General features: G+C 36.9%; 14 protein-coding genes and 1 pseudogene. 2 read left to right on the plus strand and 13 right to left on the minus strand.

What is annotated here, in order from left to right; translation table 11 throughout:
- Window positions 1-9 precede the first annotated feature (9 nt).
- From EFB00_RS03365 to EFB00_RS03425, 12 genes and pseudogenes are all read right to left on the minus strand, one after another.
- Window positions 10-618 carry a VanZ family protein gene (locus tag EFB00_RS03365; RefSeq protein ID WP_122645515.1) on the minus strand — a complete coding sequence of 203 codons (609 nt, stop codon included), beginning with the start codon at window positions 616-618 and terminating at the stop codon, window positions 10-12.
- Between the two features lie 276 nt (window positions 619-894).
- Window positions 895-1,731 (minus strand): dTDP-4-dehydrorhamnose reductase, encoded by an 837-nt coding sequence (gene rfbD, locus EFB00_RS03370; protein ID WP_122645516.1) that lies wholly within the window; start codon window positions 1,729-1,731, stop codon window positions 895-897.
- A 51-nt stretch (window positions 1,732-1,782) separates the two neighbouring features.
- Window positions 1,783-2,811 carry a dTDP-glucose 4,6-dehydratase gene (gene rfbB, locus EFB00_RS03375; RefSeq protein ID WP_122645517.1) on the minus strand — a complete coding sequence of 343 codons (1,029 nt, stop codon included), beginning with the start codon at window positions 2,809-2,811 and terminating at the stop codon, window positions 1,783-1,785.
- A gap of 18 nt (window positions 2,812-2,829) precedes the next feature.
- Window positions 2,830-3,411, minus strand: coding sequence for a dTDP-4-dehydrorhamnose 3,5-epimerase (rfbC, locus tag EFB00_RS03380; protein ID WP_122645518.1), 582 nt, complete (start codon window positions 3,409-3,411; stop codon window positions 2,830-2,832).
- 2 nt (window positions 3,412-3,413) lie between these two features.
- Window positions 3,414-4,283, minus strand: coding sequence for a glucose-1-phosphate thymidylyltransferase RfbA (gene rfbA, locus EFB00_RS03385; RefSeq protein WP_122645519.1), 870 nt, complete (start codon window positions 4,281-4,283; stop codon window positions 3,414-3,416).
- A gap of 426 nt (window positions 4,284-4,709) precedes the next feature.
- A pseudogene (locus EFB00_RS13585) lies at window positions 4,710-4,838 on the minus strand (sulfite exporter TauE/SafE family protein); the annotation flags it as partial.
- A gap of 64 nt (window positions 4,839-4,902) precedes the next feature.
- Entirely contained in the window at window positions 4,903-6,672 is a 1,770-nt protein-coding gene (locus EFB00_RS03400) for a glycoside hydrolase family 2 protein (RefSeq protein ID WP_122645521.1), read from the minus strand.
- A gap of 259 nt (window positions 6,673-6,931) precedes the next feature.
- Window positions 6,932-8,737, minus strand: a complete 1,806-nt coding sequence (locus tag EFB00_RS03405) for a glycoside hydrolase family 2 protein (RefSeq protein WP_122645522.1) — start codon at window positions 8,735-8,737, stop codon at window positions 6,932-6,934.
- Window positions 8,738-8,803: 66 nt separating this feature from the next.
- Window positions 8,804-9,223, minus strand: a complete 420-nt coding sequence (locus tag EFB00_RS03410) for a hypothetical protein (RefSeq protein ID WP_122645523.1) — start codon at window positions 9,221-9,223, stop codon at window positions 8,804-8,806.
- A gap of 6 nt (window positions 9,224-9,229) precedes the next feature.
- On the minus strand, window positions 9,230-10,075 hold the full coding sequence (locus EFB00_RS03415; RefSeq protein ID WP_122645524.1) for a carbohydrate ABC transporter permease: 846 nt from the start codon (window positions 10,073-10,075) through the stop codon (window positions 9,230-9,232).
- Between the two features lie 12 nt (window positions 10,076-10,087).
- On the minus strand, window positions 10,088-11,008 hold the full coding sequence (locus tag EFB00_RS03420) for a carbohydrate ABC transporter permease (RefSeq protein ID WP_122645525.1): 921 nt from the start codon (window positions 11,006-11,008) through the stop codon (window positions 10,088-10,090).
- A gap of 228 nt (window positions 11,009-11,236) precedes the next feature.
- Window positions 11,237-12,514, minus strand: coding sequence for an extracellular solute-binding protein (locus EFB00_RS03425; protein ID WP_122645526.1), 1,278 nt, complete (start codon window positions 12,512-12,514; stop codon window positions 11,237-11,239).
- Window positions 12,515-12,756: 242 nt separating this feature from the next.
- Between EFB00_RS03425 and EFB00_RS03430 the strand changes: the two genes are divergently transcribed.
- Window positions 12,757-13,674, plus strand: coding sequence for an ArsR/SmtB family transcription factor (locus EFB00_RS03430; protein ID WP_122645527.1), 918 nt, complete (start codon window positions 12,757-12,759; stop codon window positions 13,672-13,674).
- A 245-nt stretch (window positions 13,675-13,919) separates the two neighbouring features.
- Here EFB00_RS03430 and EFB00_RS03435 read toward each other — a convergent pair whose 3' ends face one another.
- Window positions 13,920-16,304: a DEAD/DEAH box helicase family protein gene (locus EFB00_RS03435; RefSeq protein WP_122645528.1), complete on the minus strand. Its 2,385-nt coding sequence runs from the start codon at window positions 16,302-16,304 to the stop codon at window positions 13,920-13,922.
- Window positions 16,305-16,688: 384 nt separating this feature from the next.
- Here EFB00_RS03435 and EFB00_RS03440 point away from each other — a divergent pair, with 384 nt between their 5' ends.
- Window positions 16,689-18,065, plus strand: a complete 1,377-nt coding sequence (locus tag EFB00_RS03440; protein ID WP_206423488.1) for an MFS transporter — start codon at window positions 16,689-16,691, stop codon at window positions 18,063-18,065.
- Window positions 18,066-18,076 lie beyond the last annotated feature (11 nt).

Below are 18,076 nucleotides of genomic sequence, written 5' to 3' on the forward strand. Positions count from 1 at the left end.
TCCTTATATTTATTTACGGATCATTCTCCGTCGATAATCATGTTGTGTAAAGCGCGGACGTAACAGGTCACATATGAGATAACCGATCCCGCAGCCGATAAAATTCAATAAAATATCACTCAGCGCAAATGTTCCGATATAAAACAAATATTGGATGCTTTCGATTCCTAAGATCGTAAGCAGCGCAATGATAATAAATTCTTTGAAGGTCGCCTTCAATCCGTACAACACGCCTAAAGGAATAAAATAGACGAGGTTCAACACGGCGTCCAAGATCACTTTCGGGTCACTGCTGACAAAATCAAAAAGCTCCAACGTCATCGTATGGTAATGACTCGCTTTAGTAAAAAGTACGACAAACAGTAAAAAGAAATAAACACTGTAAAACAGGTACAAATAAATAGTTGATAATTTTTTCAGACGCCATTGGATATAAAACAGCCACACAGCCAATCCGACAAAAATCACCAGAATCAGCTCCGTATAAGCGAAACGATCCATCATATTTTGAAAACGCGGATAACTGTCCAGCGTAGGGATCACTAAAAAATCCACTAAAAGAAAGGCAAAACCAAAAGATAAAAGAAAAGAAATCAAATAGATCAAAAATTTTCGCATACACATTGCTCCTAAAAAAAGAAATCATGACACAAGTCGGTGAGGTACAAAATAACCGCTCTGACTTTCAAACACTTCACACATCACCTTTTACTTATTGCGGAATCTGTTTGAAACATGTAGGTTAAAATGCCGCTTTGCTCGACTTATGACATAATTCCAGTTTAGCTGTTATTATCGTTATTCGCAAAGAACAGCTATCGATGACGGGCTGTTTCATCTTTGCTTTAAGAGTTTGTCCTTTTTTCAGATTTTATTTCATTGAACTTTTTGAAGTTATAATTTTTCCAACATTTTGGTTAGTGCTTCTTGCCAAGTAGGGATCTTGAAGCCTAGTGCTTTGGCTTTGCTTAGATCCATCACGGAATATTGCGGTCGTTTTGCTTTTTGCGGATACTCTTCAGATGTCACCGGTAAGACCTCGACCGGCTGATCTTTCAAGATCGCTTTGGCAAATTCATACCAAGAACAGCTGTTGTCATTGGAAAGATGGTAGATACCATAGGGTGCTTTTTGCTGGATGACATAAACCATAAATTCCGCCAATGTCCGCGTCCATGTGGGGCGGCCGAACTGATCATTGACCACTGTCAGTGTGTCTCGGGTCTTTGCCAGATTTTTCATGGTAAATACAAAGTTATGCCCGTATGCCCCAAAGACCCAAGATGTCCGGATGATGTAATAATTGTCCATGATCTCTTGGACCGCTTGCTCCCCTAACAATTTTGTCCGACCATATTCGTTCAACGGATTGGTTGGATCATCTACTTGATACTCGCCGTTTTTTTTCTTGCCGTCAAACACATAATCGGTGCCGATATAAACCAAGATCGCATCTACTGCTTTTGCTGCCAAAGCAACATTTCTCGTACCGGTAACATTGACAGCTTCATCTAATTTTCTGTCTTCCTCGGCTTTATCCACTGCGGTATATGCCGCGCAATGATAAATGACAGACGGCCGCTTTTCCTGAACAAACGCCAGTACTTCTTTTTCTTCCGTCACATCCAGGTCATGAGAATCCGTGGCGATGACGTCAGCCACTCCCTGTTCTTCTAATAATAATCGCAGTTCTGTTCCTAACTGTCCGTTTCCTCCGGTAATCAAGATCATGCTGATCATCCTTTCAAAAAAAGCAGAACTGCTTCTGCTTTTTTAATACTTTTATTGTCCATTTTTTCTGTAACTTTCTTCTACCGCGCTTTTTTCCGCTTGCCACCAATCTTTATTCTCCGTATACCAAGCGATCGTATCTGCCAGCCCTTCTCGAAAATCAGTGAATTCCGGCTGCCAGCCCAATTCTTCGCGCAATTTCGTCGCATCAATGGCGTAGCGCAAGTCGTGTCCGGCACGATCCTTGACTTGATCGTAGGCGTCTTTCGGTTGCCCCATCAATTCTAAAATCAATTCTAAAACGGTCTTGTTGTCTTTTTCACCGTCTGCGCCGATCAGATAAGTCTCGCCGATTTTGCCTTTCGTCAAGATCAGCCACACAGCCGCCGAATGATCATTGGTATGGATCCAATCCCGCACATTTTTTCCTTCGCCGTATAGTTTAGGACGGATCCCGCTTAAGATATTCGTGATCTGGCGAGGAATGAATTTCTCAATATGCTGATACGGACCATAATTATTGGAACAATTGGAGATGGTCGCCTGCAAATCAAAGGAACGGACCCATGCACGAACCAAAAGATCGGAACCAGCTTTCGTAGAAGAGTAAGGACTTGAGGGATTATAGGCTGTTTCCGGTGTGAATTTCTCTCCCGCGCCTTCTCCATGTCCCGGCAAATCTTCCCGCAACGGCAGGTCGCCATAAACCTCGTCTGTCGATACATGATGATACCGCACGCCATGTTTGCGGCAGGCTTCGATCAGTGTGTAGGTACCGATCAGATTCGTCTGCACAAACGGGAATGGATCTTTCAGTGAATTGTCATTATGAGATTCCGCCGCGTAATGAACCACCGCGTCTGTTTGAGAAACTAATTCATCGACTAATGCAGCGTCAGTGATGTCTCCTACTACCAATTTTACACGGTCTTCCGGTAATCCTGCTAGATTTTCCCGATTGCCGGCATAAGTCAATTTATCCAGAACTGTCACATGAACGTCTGGATGGTTGTTGACGACATAATGGACAAAATTAGAACCGATAAAACCGGCACCGCCGGTAACGATGATCTTCTTCATTGCCTTCTCCTCCATCCCTTAGATTTCACCGTATACAAACGGATTTTCTTTTTCAAATTCTTTTAGTGTCGGATGCTTGTGATCTTTTTCCGACATAATCGCTTTATCCACTGCAATCGGCCAATCGATCGCCAGATCCGGATCATCAAAGGCGATCCCGCCATCGGCTTCGGCATTATAATAGTTGTCGCATTTATACAAGAAATTCACATCTGGTGTCAGCGTCACAAAACCATGAGCATAGCCCTTTGGCACCAGTAATTGCCGATGATTGTATTCAGATAAAATGTAGCCTTCCCATTGCCCATAAGTAGGACTGCCTTTACGGATATCCACGATCACGTCCCAGACAACACCAGTCACCACGCGGATCAGTTTCGTTTGCGCCGCATCGCCTTTTTGAAAATGCAATCCTCGCAAAACTCCCGGCTGTGTCGATAAGGAATGATTGTCTTGAACAAAATCAAACAAAATGCCAGCTTCTTCAAAATCAGATTTTGAATAGCTCTCAGTAAAGAACCCGCGATGATCGCCGAATACGGCTGGCTCGATCAGTTTGACATCTGTTAATTTTGTTTCTGTTATATTGATTCTTCCCATACTTACACCTCATCCGCTAAACGGAGCAGATATTGCCCGTATTGATTTTTTTTCAATGGCTGTGCTAATTCTACCAGTTTCTCTTTGGTGATATAGCCCATCCGATAGGCGATCTCTTCCAGACAAGCGACTTTCAGATTTTGTCGTTTTTCGATGGTTTCGATAAATGTCGAAGCTTCCAGCAACGACTCATGGGTCCCTGTATCCAGCCAAGCAAAGCCCCGTCCCATGATCTCAACGGACAACTTGCCTTTTTTCAAATAGGCTTGATTGATATCTGTGATCTCTAACTCTCCACGCGCTGACGGCTTGATCTGTTTCGCAAGCTCGATCACGTCATTGTCATAAAAATACAATCCAGTTACCGCATAATTTGATTTAGGGACTTCCGGTTTTTCTTCGATAGAAATCGCTTGCATATTTTTATCGAATTCCACGACACCAAAGCGTTCCGGATCATTCACGTGATAACCGAATACCGTCGCACCAGTCTCTTTTTGTGCCGCCCGCTGCAGCATCTTCGACAATCCGCCGCCGTAATAGATATTGTCTCCCAAAATCAGACATACATTATCCTCTCCAATAAAATCTTCGCCGATAATAAAAGCCTGCGCCAGACCATCCGGACTCGGCTGTACCGCATACTCGATATGAATGCCATACTGACTGCCATCGCCAAATAGCTCTTCAAACCGCGGTGTGTCTTGCGGTGTCGAAATAATCAAAATCTCGTTGATTCCCGCCAACATCAACACAGACATTGGATAATAGATCATCGGCTTATCATAGACTGGCATTAATTGTTTTGATGTCGCCTGAGTCAAAGGATATAAACGCGTCCCGGAACCTCCCGCTAAAATGATACCTTTCATAAATACTCCCCCATCCTTGATTTAATTAGAAATCCGTTATCTTTTAAGACATTCAAATACCAATAGAATGAAAAAACACTACTTTTATTCGTTTTTTATATTTTTTATTCTATTTAATGATAAAACAAATATGGTAAAAAACAAAAAAGTACGCATTGGGGATTGGGAAATAAAGATGGTGGGATTGCAGGAAGTTATTTTAAAGGAAATTTTTATTCTAGTAATCAGCTGTTCACTTGCTATATTAAGTCATAAAAATAATTTTTCGTTTCTTTCTCTCATAAATCTTTATCCTGTCGCAATGAATGATAGTAGCAAAGTGACAATTTGGAACATTTATCGGTTTAATATCTGCAAGCCTAAAGTTGTATAGTCTTCAGACACTGTCTGTCTGTAAATTTGCAAATCTATTTTCATTATTTAGAATAAGGAAACATTGATTGGTCCGCCACCGATCCCTAATAAACTTGCAAAAAAGCCCAAAATCAATCCATACATGATATACCAAAAGACCGTACGAAAACAAAAATTTTTCCATTCATATTTTGTATATAAATGGAGCTATAACCAGTATTTTATTCTGGTTATAGCTCCATATTACTTTTTATTGTTATTTAGCTTACTTCAAACGGCGTGCATTAATCTCAGCAATTTGGGAAACCTCGATTTTGGGTTGGCGGTTTAAATCAAGTAATCCATTGACCTCTTGTTCTACGTCTGTCAGTTGTGTATAACAATATCCCACTACATATGGTAAATCTTGAATAGCCTTGTGCACCTTATCAAAGCGAGTCATAAATTCTTCATTTGATACTACTTGATGGCCATACCCCCATTCACTTTCTTTTGCAGTTGAAAATGCAATCCCGCCAAATTCTGAAATTATTACCGGTTGATTTTTATATGTGTATCCATTTGCAAAGGCAAAAAAATCATTATTAAATTGAATTTTGTTATTAACAATCGCCTCTTTATTAGCATAACGAGTTGCAAGCATCTCTCCATATTCTTCATAATCATGTAATGTTAAAATATCAGAAATAGTATGCACCCAACCGTCATTTGTAATAACTGGTCGTTCTGGGTCATATGCTTTTGTCAAATAATAAATCATTTCAGTAAAAGCTTGCTGCTCTTTACTATGAGCAATATCTTTAATTCCCCATGATTCATTGAAGGGTACCCACGTAATAATACTTGGATGGTTGTAGTATTGCTTAATGATTGCTTGCCATTCAGAAGCAAAATTTTCTACAGCGATATCATTGAAAACATAGGTTGAAGGCATCTCGCTCCACACCAACATCCCCATTTTATCGCATAAGTACAAGAATCGTTCATCTTCTATCTTCTGGTGTTTTCGTAATCCGTTATAGCCTAATTCCTTTATGCGAGATAAATCTAACTCCATTGCTTCAACAGAAGGCGGTGTAATAGATGATTCTGGCCAATAGCCTTGATCCAAAATTAATCGTTGGTATAATGTCGTATTGTTTAACAAGATTTGACCATTTTTTATATGAATTTTTCGCATTCCAAAATAACTAGATACTTCATCTAAAAGTTGCTTATCTGAATTATATAATCGAAAAGTTACATTATATAAATTAGGATCATTCGGACACCAAACCTTAGTACCCCAATTAGGATCTTCTTTAGAACGAGTATCCAAAGTAAATCTCTGCATTTTCTTATGCAAATTACCTTGAACTTTACTAATCAGTTCTTCTTCAAAAGTAATAATTGCTTCAAAAATCAAATCTTCACTAAACTCGATTGGTGCATTCACATTTGGCTGAAATATCACTTGATCTTCATCCAAATGAGGGGTGATTTTCACCATTTCTAATGAAATTGGAGATATCTTTTCTTCAAGCCAAACCGATTTCCAAATTCCTGTATTTTGAATATACCAACAACCAAAATTGTCTTTTTTCCATCTCTGTTTTCCTCGAGGCTGTTCACAATCAAGCGAGTCTTCTACTCTTAAAACAATCCTATTCTCTCCATTAACCACTAAGGACGAAATGTCGAAAGAAAACCGCTCATACGCACCTTGATGAGTTCCGACCAGTGTACCGTTTACCCATACAGAAGAATTATAATCAACGCCTTCAAAATACAAAGTCAATAGTTTTTTATCTTTGTCAGACTCAAAACATTTTTGGTACCATATCACAGAATGCGGTTCTTCTCTGTGTATTCCACTGGCCTTGGTTTCATAAGTAAATGGCACATTAATAGTTGTTTCTGTTTTAAATCCTTTAGACCAATCTTTAATTAATCCATTATTATCATCATCAAATCTAAAATCCCACGTCCCATTAAGCGAACACCAATTTTTGCGAATAAATTGTGGTCGGGGGTGTGATTTTCTTTCTATTTCCATATGTTTATTTTCTCCTTAAATTTGTTAATTATGTCTAGCTGTTGCGTTCTAAAGTGATATATCAATAAAAATTTTCCATTATTATTAAAGATAAGATTATGCGATCACAGTTTTATTATTATCGTTAAATTTCATGTCTACCTTCAAAATATACTGATTAGTGTAGAATTCTGGATATAGTAAAATCTCTGTAAGACCACTAAAATGGCTTAATCATAAAAACAGCTGAGTAATTCTATCACTTTGGTATAGCTGATATTTACCATTGTCCTCTTAAATTAATACGTTCTGGGAAATACTGGTCATTGATTTCTTTGATTTTTTCTAAATCGACTTTTGGCTGACGATCATATGTTAGAATCCCATTGATTTCTTGTTCCACATCAGTAAGCTGGGTATAGCAGTAGCCCCAGAGAGCTTCTGAATCATAAATGGCATCCATTATACGTTTATAGTCTTCTAAATATTGATCATCATTTTCAACAGTTGTGTATCCCCATCCAACTTGACCATTCACTTTGTATCCAATACCACCAAATTCTGTCAAAAGAATTGGTTGTCCTTTATATTCAAATCCTTCTGCAAAAATTGCCCATTTTCCAGGTGGCATATGAACTAAGCCTTCTACATTTTTTAACGTCTTTCTGAAATGATTATATTTATTAATCTCATTTTTTTGTCCATGTGAATAGTTATGAATAGCACAGATATCAGTTTCAGTCATTTCCCAGCCATCATTAGATATAACTAGCCGAGTTCGATCCAAGGCGTGTAACATATAGTAAATTCCTTGTGAAAAGCTTTGTTGTTGTTTATTACTATGAATTTCAGGTACTCCCCAACTTTCATTTAACGGTACCCAAGTAATGATGGATGGATGGTTATAATCCCTCTCTATTATTTCAAACCATTCGTTTGTTAGATTCGTCACTGCATCGGGAGAATAAGATATCGTTGATGCGCATTCTCCCCATACGATATAACCCATCTGATCTGCCCAATATAAGAATCGTGGATCTTCTATCTTTTGATGCTTACGGCAACCATTAAATCCCATATCCTTGGCTAATTGAATATCTTTTTTAAAGTCTTCATCTGTTGGCGCTGTCAATAGCCCATCTGGCCAATATCCTTGATCTAATACCAGCTTTTGATAAAATGGTTGATTGTTTAAAAAAACCATCCCGTTCTCCGTATGGACTTTCCGCATTCCAAAATAAGAAGATACATGGTCTAGAACACCTTTTTGTTGATCTTCCAGTTCTAACTCTACATCAAATAAGTTAGGGGTACGAGGAGACCAAGTCCAGCCAACATCATGAAAGTTGCTGCGGAAAATTGTTTTATCATATATATCCACTGTTCGAATGATTTCTTGAGTGGCAACTTTAATAACATCCTCAACTAGTAACTCGCCCTTGAATGAAATAGAATACCTAATATATTGATTTGCCGCTAACTTATTGATTTTTATAGAAATATCTACTGTTCCGTTATCAATATTAGGTGTGAACTTTACGTTTTTTATAAAGAACTCTTCAACCGGCTCTAGCCATACTGTCTGCCAGATACCGGTAGTATTGGTGTACCATATACTTGAAGATTCTGGTTTCCAGAATTGTTTCCCACGAGGAATCTCTTCACTATCATGAAAGTCTTGTACTCGTACAGTCAAGATATTATCGTTTTCTTTTACTAATTGACTAATATCAAGTGAAAACGGAGTGTGTCCACCAGTATGTGTTCCTGCTAAAAGACCATTCACATATACTTCTGCTTGATAATCTACTGCCCCAAAATGGAGTAAGCACCGCTTGTTTGGATTTTCCGTCCAATTGAATTGCTTTTGATACCAAACAATATCATGAATTTCTTGACTGTTAATTCCACTTAATTTAGTTTGATAAACAAAAGGAACTTGAATTTTTTTATCAAAGACTTCTGGTTTAACAAACCATTGATCTCTTTTTCCCATGTCCTTATCATCAAATGCAAATGCCCACTCGCCATTTAAATTTTGCCAATCTTTCCTGACAAATTGCGGACGAGGATATTCACTTCTCATTTTTTCTACCTCTCTTTTTAACAAATTTTATTTGATTGCTATGCAATATCATCTCTTTTTCACGATTCAATTAACCTTTGTATTAGCAATAACCATTCGCTTCATTGCTTTATTTTTAGCAAAGTAAACTACACCTGTTGCAATACTTAGAACCATTGCAGGTATATCTAAGATAAAATAGGAAAATATCCCTTGTGCCAATAGAAAAAAACCTATTTTTTTAGCAATTTGCTCATCTTTCAAATAACGTTTTGCTATCACAAGGTTCATAATACCTAAGCCAATCAACAATGAACCAAATGTACAGGTTAAGGTAAACATGCTACTGTTTAATGTTTGACTTGCCTGACTAGACATTTCACTAGCTATTTTTCCACTCAAAGGAGCTAATTTATATAATCCAAAATATAAAATTGTTATCAAGCCATCGATAATTTGCCAGATACCAATTGTACAAACCATTCGTCGTTCAACTTTTCTATCCAACTAGAATCATCCTTTCACACCTGCAGACAATGACATAGACTGTAGAAAATATTTTTGTGCAAACAAGTACAAAATGAACGTTGGTACGATAGCTATCAATGCACCTGCCATCAGCAAAGTTGGTTTGGATACATACATTCCTTGTAATAGCTGCAAGCCAGATGTAATCGGCATTTTTTCGATATCATTAAAAACGATTGAAGGCCATAAAAAGTCATTCCATGATCCAGTAAAGGCAAATAATGAAACTACTAATAGTACTGGTTTGATTAGTGGTAAGATTATTTTGAAGAAAATTGTACCCTCACCTGCACCATCAATTTGAGCAGCTTCATCAAAATCTTTTGGAATATTATCCATAAACTGTTTCACCAAGAAAATATTAAACACACCTGCCGCACCCGGGACAATCATAGCTAATGGTGTATTTACCCAACCAAGAATATCAATTATTTTATATAGAGGAATCAGATTCACAACACTTGGGAACATCATTGTGGCTAACAAGAATGAAAACAACGCATGTTTCCCCTTAAATTTCAAGCGACTATACGCAAAAGCTGACAGGGAAACGACAATCAATACCAACAGAGTATGCGAAACAGAGATTAATAGAGAATTCATAAACCAGCGAATTATTGGAGTACTTGTATTATTTATCAATAACTCTTGATAATTGGTCAAAACCCATTCAATCGGCATGACTTTAAATCCAGAAGTCATAAGTTCCATTTCTGATTTAAAAGATGTTAATACCCCATATCCCAGAGGAATAATCCAGATACATGCCATCGCAAATAAGAATATAAAAGCGACTAACTGTGAAATGGAAAATCTTTTCTTTTTACTCATCATATATTCCCCCTAGTCTTCCTTACGTAACAATTTAAACTGGATAGCTGATACGATCATAATACAAATCCCCAATATAACCGCCATAGCTGAAGCAATACCAGCGATTGATTGTCCTGAGCCAAAAGCATTTTGCTGAATGTACATTAATAATACTCGTGTGGAATTGGCTGGCCCTCCACCTGTTAGCATCAATGGTTGACCATAAATATTGAATTGAGCAATAGTTGTCATCACTAACGTATATAAAATTTGACCTTTGATTGCAGGCAGTGTGATTTTCAGAAATTTTTGAATTGAACTGGCTCCATCAATATCTGCAGCTTCATAATAATCTTTGGGAATACCGTTCAGTGCAGCCTGATAAATAACCATATTGCCTCCAATTGTCCACCATACAGTCACAATAACAAGAGTCACCCATGCATATGGTTGTGTACTAGTCCAAGGTATATCAGACTCCAACATAGTATTTATTGGTCCATAATTAACATTGAAAATCAATGTCCATATGATTACTACTGCTGAAATAGCAAAAAGAGAGGGCATATAGAATATTGATTGAAAAATTTTTCCTAGTTTGGGTTTTGTATTTAGAGCTGCTGCTAATACTAATGGTACTGCTATACAAAAAGGAACTGAAAAAAGTACGAATTTAAAAGTGTTTAATAAACCTATACGCAACTGTCCATAAAAAGTGGAATCCTTTTGGAAAAATAATTCCTTATAATTGTCTAATCCTATAAAAGTCGGAAGCCCAAATAAATCCCAATCAGTAAAAGATACATAGATTCCAAAAATAACAGGAATTAGAAAGAAAATGGTAAAAATAATCAGATGGGGCGCTATAAATAACCATGGTATTATTTTTTTTGTTTGATGATGCTTTCCTTTATTTGAAGTAGCTATTGTTTCAGTATTCGTTGCCAACATAGCATATTTTCCTTTCTTAAATAATTGAATAAGAGAAAGTTTTCCTAGCTAATATTCTCTCAATAAGAGTATGTAAAGAAACCCTTTCTACTCCCTTACTTTTTGTCTAAAGCAAAAACCGAACTATATAATTACATCATTTTTTAATACTTTGCGTTCGAGGTAATAAACAGTTTTGTAGTTTAAATATAGTCCGGATTTTGCCCTCTATATCACAATTGCTTGATATTATTTATTAGAACTGTCTTTGGCAATTTTATCTGCTACTTCTTTTTGCATACCTGATGCAAAATCATCAACTGACATTTTTCCAAATACAACATCTAATGCATGAGCATCTAAGTACTCAGCTACATAACCGTTATACTTGTAATCAAAAATTTTCAGTGTCGCTTGTTCCTCTGGTGTATTAACAAATAGGGATTGTTCCATATCTGTATATTCACTATTGTCTAACAGATCTAATGTCGCTGGGTTTTGTCCTGCTTTCGCCCATTCTAAAGAATTGGTACGTACCCAATCCAAAAATTCCATAACTCCTTTTGTTTTCTCTTCAGAACGATCTTTATTTTTGAACATAACAAATTGATGAGACGATGCCCAGTTTACTGCATTTGAAAGATCATTACTTAATTGAGGCGAGTTTGTCAATCCCCATTCAAATTTTGCTTCTTTTACTTGATTACGCATCCAAATCCCTTCAGGATAAAGAACCATCTTACCTGCTAAGAATAGTTGCGCTGGATCTTCACCATCACGAGTAGTAATCTTTTCCTTGTACATATCAGCATATCGTTGAATCGCTTTTTTTGTAGCATCCGTATCCAGAGTAGGTGCTGTACCATCCTTACTTAACTCCCCGCCTTCTTGAGCAAATAAGGATAAGAAATTAGGTTTTGCCCATGTAATCCCTAATCCTCGAATACCATCATTATCTGCTTTCTTACCAATTTCTTCTATTTCATCGAAAGTAATAATATTATCATCTAAAGCAGATGGTAAATACTTATCCAATAATTCCTTATTATAATAGATACCCCAACTATGAATATCTAATGGGACGCTATACCGAGCACCATCAATTTCTCCTAGATTCCATGCCTCTGGGACATAATTCTCATCTTTTATATCGGAAAAATCTTTTAATGCATCATTAAAAGTTACTAGCATGTCATTATCTTTGTATTGTTTAATACGTTCCGCGTGAACAATATTTAGATCAGGAATATTTTTACCTGAGTTAACAACAGTAGGAATTTTTGTATACATATCAGATTCTTTAAGTGAGACATTTTTTATTTTGTATTCCGGATCTGTTTTATTATATTCATCGACCATCTTTTTTAAATTTTCGCCATCAGCACCCACGAAAGGATTCCAAAAAGTAATTTCGCTCTTACTATTCCCAGCATTTGTTGAAGATGAATCTCCTCCACCACATCCTGTCAATAATGTAAATCCTGCACCAGCCATCAGTACCATTCCTGCTATTTTTTTTGTATTCATTTTTTCCCCTCCGTTTTACTTTTAGGTTAAACATACTTTTATAAATACTTTTTTTAAATTAACAAAAAAGTATTTATAGGTATTAAACCATTGTACAAACTTAAATTATCATCCAATGAAAGCGATGTCAATACTGTCATTTAGCTATTTTGTAAAAACAACTTTACAGTTAAATAGATATTGCATTATAATAAAAGTGTTACTACGATATTTTACTTTTCAGTTAAAGGAGTCTGTATATAATGGAACTTGATCTCGAATCGCATTCTTTACCTGTTTATGAATCATTAGCCAGTAAAACTCGTTTAAAGATGCTAAAGTACATTGGTAATAGAAAAAGAAGTATCGGTGAGATTTCGGAATATTTAGGAATGAGCAATGCTATCGTAACTCGACATGTACAGCAGATGGAAGATGCCGGATTATTACATTCTGAGCGAGGCGTAGGCATCAACCGAAACAAAAAAATGGTATATTTGAAAGTTGATGATATTCATATTGTTTTTCCTGAAAAAGTCTATCAAGGATATAAACTTCATCAAACAGAATTAAAAATCGGTCATTTTGTGGATTTTTCTATTTCACCAACTTGTGGACTGGCGACTCCTCAAGAAGTAGTAGGGAAAGCAGATGATCCTAAATACTTTATGGATACCAAGCGTGTTGATGCCGCTTTGTTGTGGTTCAGCGAGGGATTTGTAGAATATAAGATTCCAAATATGTTAACAGACGATGAAGATCCTAATATGTTAGAAATAAGTTTCGAAATCGCTTCAGAGTTTCCACTCTCAAATAATATTTGGCCTAGTGACATCTCCATTTATGTTAATGATATATTGGTTGCTGTTTATACTGTACCTGGAAATTTCTCTGATACTCGGGGTCGTTATACCCCTTCTTGGTGGAATAGCAATTTTAGTCAATATGGTTTGTTGAAGCATGTTCGGATCAATAAATTAGATACTGGAATTGATGGGGAAGCCTATTCTGATATTACTATTGATGATTTAGAACTCACTAAGCATCCATTTATTAAGCTTCGATTCTCAGTAGAGTCAAACGCTATCAATAAAGGAGGTATGACACTTTTTGGTAAAGGATTTGGAAATTACAATCAAGATATTCTCATCAATACGTATTATTTAGAGAAACAATCTTAGAATTAAATGTCTCCCACACAATTTCATAAAAAGAACACCCAAAAAAATCATTGATGATACGTTCCTTAAGCCTTTTTTGACTAAAAAGCAAATTTAAAGGACGTATCATCAATGACACAAGTATATTTTCATACGAGCGAAGATGTTCATAATTTATTGTAGAAAACAGCACTAATCAAACGAAAAAATATTTTGAATATCTTTTCAATCAACTTGTGAAACAATACCTCTAAACGAAAGATTTTTCAATACCACAGATGTTCTTGGACGATTTTATGATTTCTTTGCTGCAAAGCTTGTATACGAGCTTGCAGTAACTTTTGTCTTCCTAATAAATTTCTTGTGTAAACAAGGCGACAATTTCTTTGTTTCCGCTTGATTTCTCGTAGAAAACTATTAGCAGCTTCTTTATTGCGCGCTAAATCCTTCGGAACAGCAAAGTAGCGATTATTAATTTCTACTAAATAACGAGTATCTTGCACCGGCTCTAACAGTTCCATTAGTGCTTCATTAAAAAAACGTTCTTCTTGGTACGTTCCATTTTTTATCCGTACAGTAAACTGATCTTCATTAAAATCAATGTAAAGGCTGATATTTTTAGAAAGTTTTTGTTGCTCTTGATAAGTGGACAGTAGGGACTTGGCAAAAACACTGCGTAAGCCACATTCCTTCTTCCATAAATATCTGGTTCGCTGCTGACGCAAGTATAATAAAAAATCACCTTGAAACAAAGCTCCCCAGAAAGATAGCCGGGTATTCGCTAGCTCTGAATATTGTTCTTTTTTTGATTGAAATTCACTACTCGTAGCTTCTTGTCTAACAATTATCGGCATAGAAAGATGGGTTCCTTTGCTCAAGGATTCTTCCCAAAATTTAGTTAATAGCGACCGTTGCTGAGCAAAGAAAAAATTTTGCTGATTATAATTCTCTAAATTTTCTTTTGTTGGTTCATTTGGAAAATTAAAACGCGCTTGACCGCTAGTGATAGTATCAGGAATTTGTTGGTTAGAAATACCTTCGATAAATGACAGTCTGCGCATAATCGGAGAAAGCTCTGGCTGCTCCTTCCAAGAAACTTCAGGTACGTAAACGCCCAAATGCCATAGATGACTAAGCGATTTATTGTTAGCGGAACGTAGCGCACGTCCTCGCAGCTGCTGCACCTGCACAATGGAACTAGATTTATTTCCTAAAACCAGCGTATTTACACTCGGACAATTCCACCCTTCCCCAAGCAAAGCAATCGTTCCAATCAAACAATTCAGAATCTTTTGATCCAATAGAAAAGTCACCTTTTGAAGGAACTCGCGACGGTTTGCATCTGTCAATTTCAATCGCAAATACCCAGGGACTTCCGTAAGTTTATGAAAATTAGCCCGAGGAAAATATTTTTTTACGACTTTTTCAGACATAATTATAAAACGACCACAAATCATTCCTAGCTCTGTCTTTTCTTGTATCAGAGTTTGGAGACTGAGAAATTGCGGTACAGTACCATAATAATTTGGGTTTTCCGGAAAATCCAAGGCCTCTTCACAAATTCGATCAAATAATACAACTCCACATAGATCCTCTTCAAGATACATTTCTTCTTTAATGATGATTCGATTAATAGCAGCTATCTTTTCTTGTGGGCTTTCTAATAAGCGGCCCTCTGGAAAATCAGGATAAAGAGATAAACCTTCTTCTTTGAGCCAATGTACTTTTTTTAAAAAAGCAAAAATTTCTAATTCTGGATACGTTGACAGTAACCATTGATAAAGTAATTTTACTTGCTCTGGGGAAACATCTGGAAGATGCCATTTACGTTTAAAGCCCAGTACTCGCCAATGACTTGCGGAAATTCGGAAACCGTTTCTATCTAAAAACAGCAACATCGCTACATAAAAATCAAAATCTTCATAGATTGCTGTTGTATGTTGCAACGGATTGGTAATATAAGGGTGTTTACTAATTATTCCCACACTTTCCTCATCTGTAAGTAGTCGATCGATAATCTGGTCTTGCTTAGCGAGAAAGGAAGAATAGCTGTTTTTCCCTTGAGAATCTGCTTCGATAAAATAGACAAAATCTTGATAGGGAGTGAGGACTTTTTTATCGATCAATTCCGTTGCTGAGATTTCCTCATCAATTGGTCCATTTAGTTTTAGGTAGGACTTCCATTCTCTCTGAGTACTATCCAATGGCGATGTCGCGGTTAAAGAAAGACTTTTCAAGGAAGGCGCACTATTCTTTAAGGAAAGTACTACTTCACCCCAATTTTTCTTCAGATGATGCGCTTCATCCAAAATCAAAAACTCAATGCCCTTCCGAAGTAAAAAATCGGGATCTTCTTGCAACTGTAGATAGAGAGTTTGATAAGTTGCAATAGTAATTTGCCCCGGTACCAAAAGATCTATACTGATATGAATATTAAAAAAGCTCTTCGTTGTAGCTATCCATTGTTCTCTTAGCAAAAGCGCGGGAACTAAAATCAATGTTTTTCGCTTTAATTCTTCAAAAATCGCTAAACCCAGTATCGTTTTGCCAGAGCCGGGCGGTGCAATAAAATGGTACGTTGACTGCTGCGGATGCTGTTTTACGTAATCTAGCAACCGCTGCTGATAGGATCGTAAAGTGATATTTTCCATTGAAAATCCTCAAATCTTTGAGAAGTTGTTCAGTCTCCCCATTATTTTCTAAAGAATATAATCATTATTTTTGTAAATCATCTTATCGCAACGAGTTTGCTAAAGCAAGATTGATTCTACACTCTCCTATTTCTTAACTTTCAAACATGATAATGTCCTACTTAACGAGAAGTTAAAATGTCTCTATGCAATATCTAACGGTATTGCATTGTGGATTTTCAGAAAATTATTATTTTGTTACTTGCATCAAAATAAAACCTATGATACGCTACTTTTTAGATAAATAATCGTACAGATAACACGTGCAAACGTGTCGAAAGAGAGGCGATTTCTATTTTTAAATAGAAATGGTCTCTCTTTTTGTGCGAAATATATTTAGAGGTGATCTATTTGCAGAAAAAAATCCATCTGACATCTGCCGTTTTGGCAACGGGTGTCATGTCTTTTGCGGGGGTTTTGATTGAAACCGCCATGAACGTTACTTTTCCAACTTTAATTGAAGAATTTTCTTTATCAACATCCCTTGTCCAGTGGATCACAACGATTTATCTTTTGATGATTTCAATCGTTGTGCCCTTATCGACCTATCTTCATAAAAATTTCAGCATACGTACATTGTTCCTAGTATCCAATATGGCTTTTCTTGCTGGCCTGTTTACTGATTTTATTGCACCGAATTTCGCGATACTGTTGTTAGGAAGATTATTACAAGGGATTGCTACGGGGATCGCTTTGCCGTTGATGTTTCATATTATCTTGACCTATGCGCCGTTGAATCAACGAGGAACCATGATGGGCCTTGGCACCCTGACTACTTCGATTGCACCGGCGATCGGACCAACTTATGGCGGAATTCTGACCTCTGCGCTTTCTTGGCATTATATTTTTATTTTCTTAGTTCCGGTACTGCTGCTCTCCCTTAGCCTGGGTTTATATGCGATTCCTGAAAAAAAAGTCATCAAAACTGGCCGGTTAGATCTACTCAGCCTTTTAGGATTGGTTCTTTTATTTAGCGGCAGTCTGATTTTTCTAAGTCTTTTAGGAGAACCGCTCAGTTGGCTAGCACTATTGATTGGCGTGTGTGGCGCAGGATTATTTTATCTACGTACACTACATCTAGACCACCCTTTGCTAAAATTAACTGTTTTTAAAAATAAAGCGTTTAGTCTTTTTCTATTCAGCTTCTTAGTTTATCAATTTTTATTATTGGGCATTTCGTTTGTGTTACCTAATTTTATTCAAATTGTTCAAGGTCAAAGCGCATTTGTTGCTGGTTTAGCTATGCTGCCGGGGGCTACGATCGGCGCGGTTCTTTCACCGATCTCAGGAAAAATTTTAGATCAAGCAGGCCCTAAAAAACCGATCCTCATCGGCTTAATGTTGGCAATAATCGGCTGGTCTGCTCTGCTTATTTTCTTAGGAATCAGTCCTTTATGGGGGTTGATTGCAGGGCATGTCTTTTATATGATCGGTTTAGGATTATCTTATAGTAACTTGATGACAACTGGGATGAACTCGCTCCCTCCTGAGTTACAAAATGACGGCAATGCGATTTTCAATACATTGCAGCAATTTTCCGGAGCGATCGCAACCTCCCTCGTTGCCGTAGTGATCAATTTTTTCCAAGCTCACAGCGCCAAAACCTACCAAGCAGCAACTATTACTGGCTCCCAGGTTGCTCTGGGAATTTTGTTGTTCTTGCTTCTGATCAGTTTAGCCGGTTGTTTTTACCAATTTTCTAAACGTGATGCTTCATTCTGATCATCCGAAAA

It is taken from the genome of Enterococcus mediterraneensis (assembly GCF_900604485.1).
GTDB classification, from domain to species: Bacteria; Bacillota; Bacilli; order Lactobacillales; family Enterococcaceae; genus Enterococcus_C; species Enterococcus_C mediterraneensis.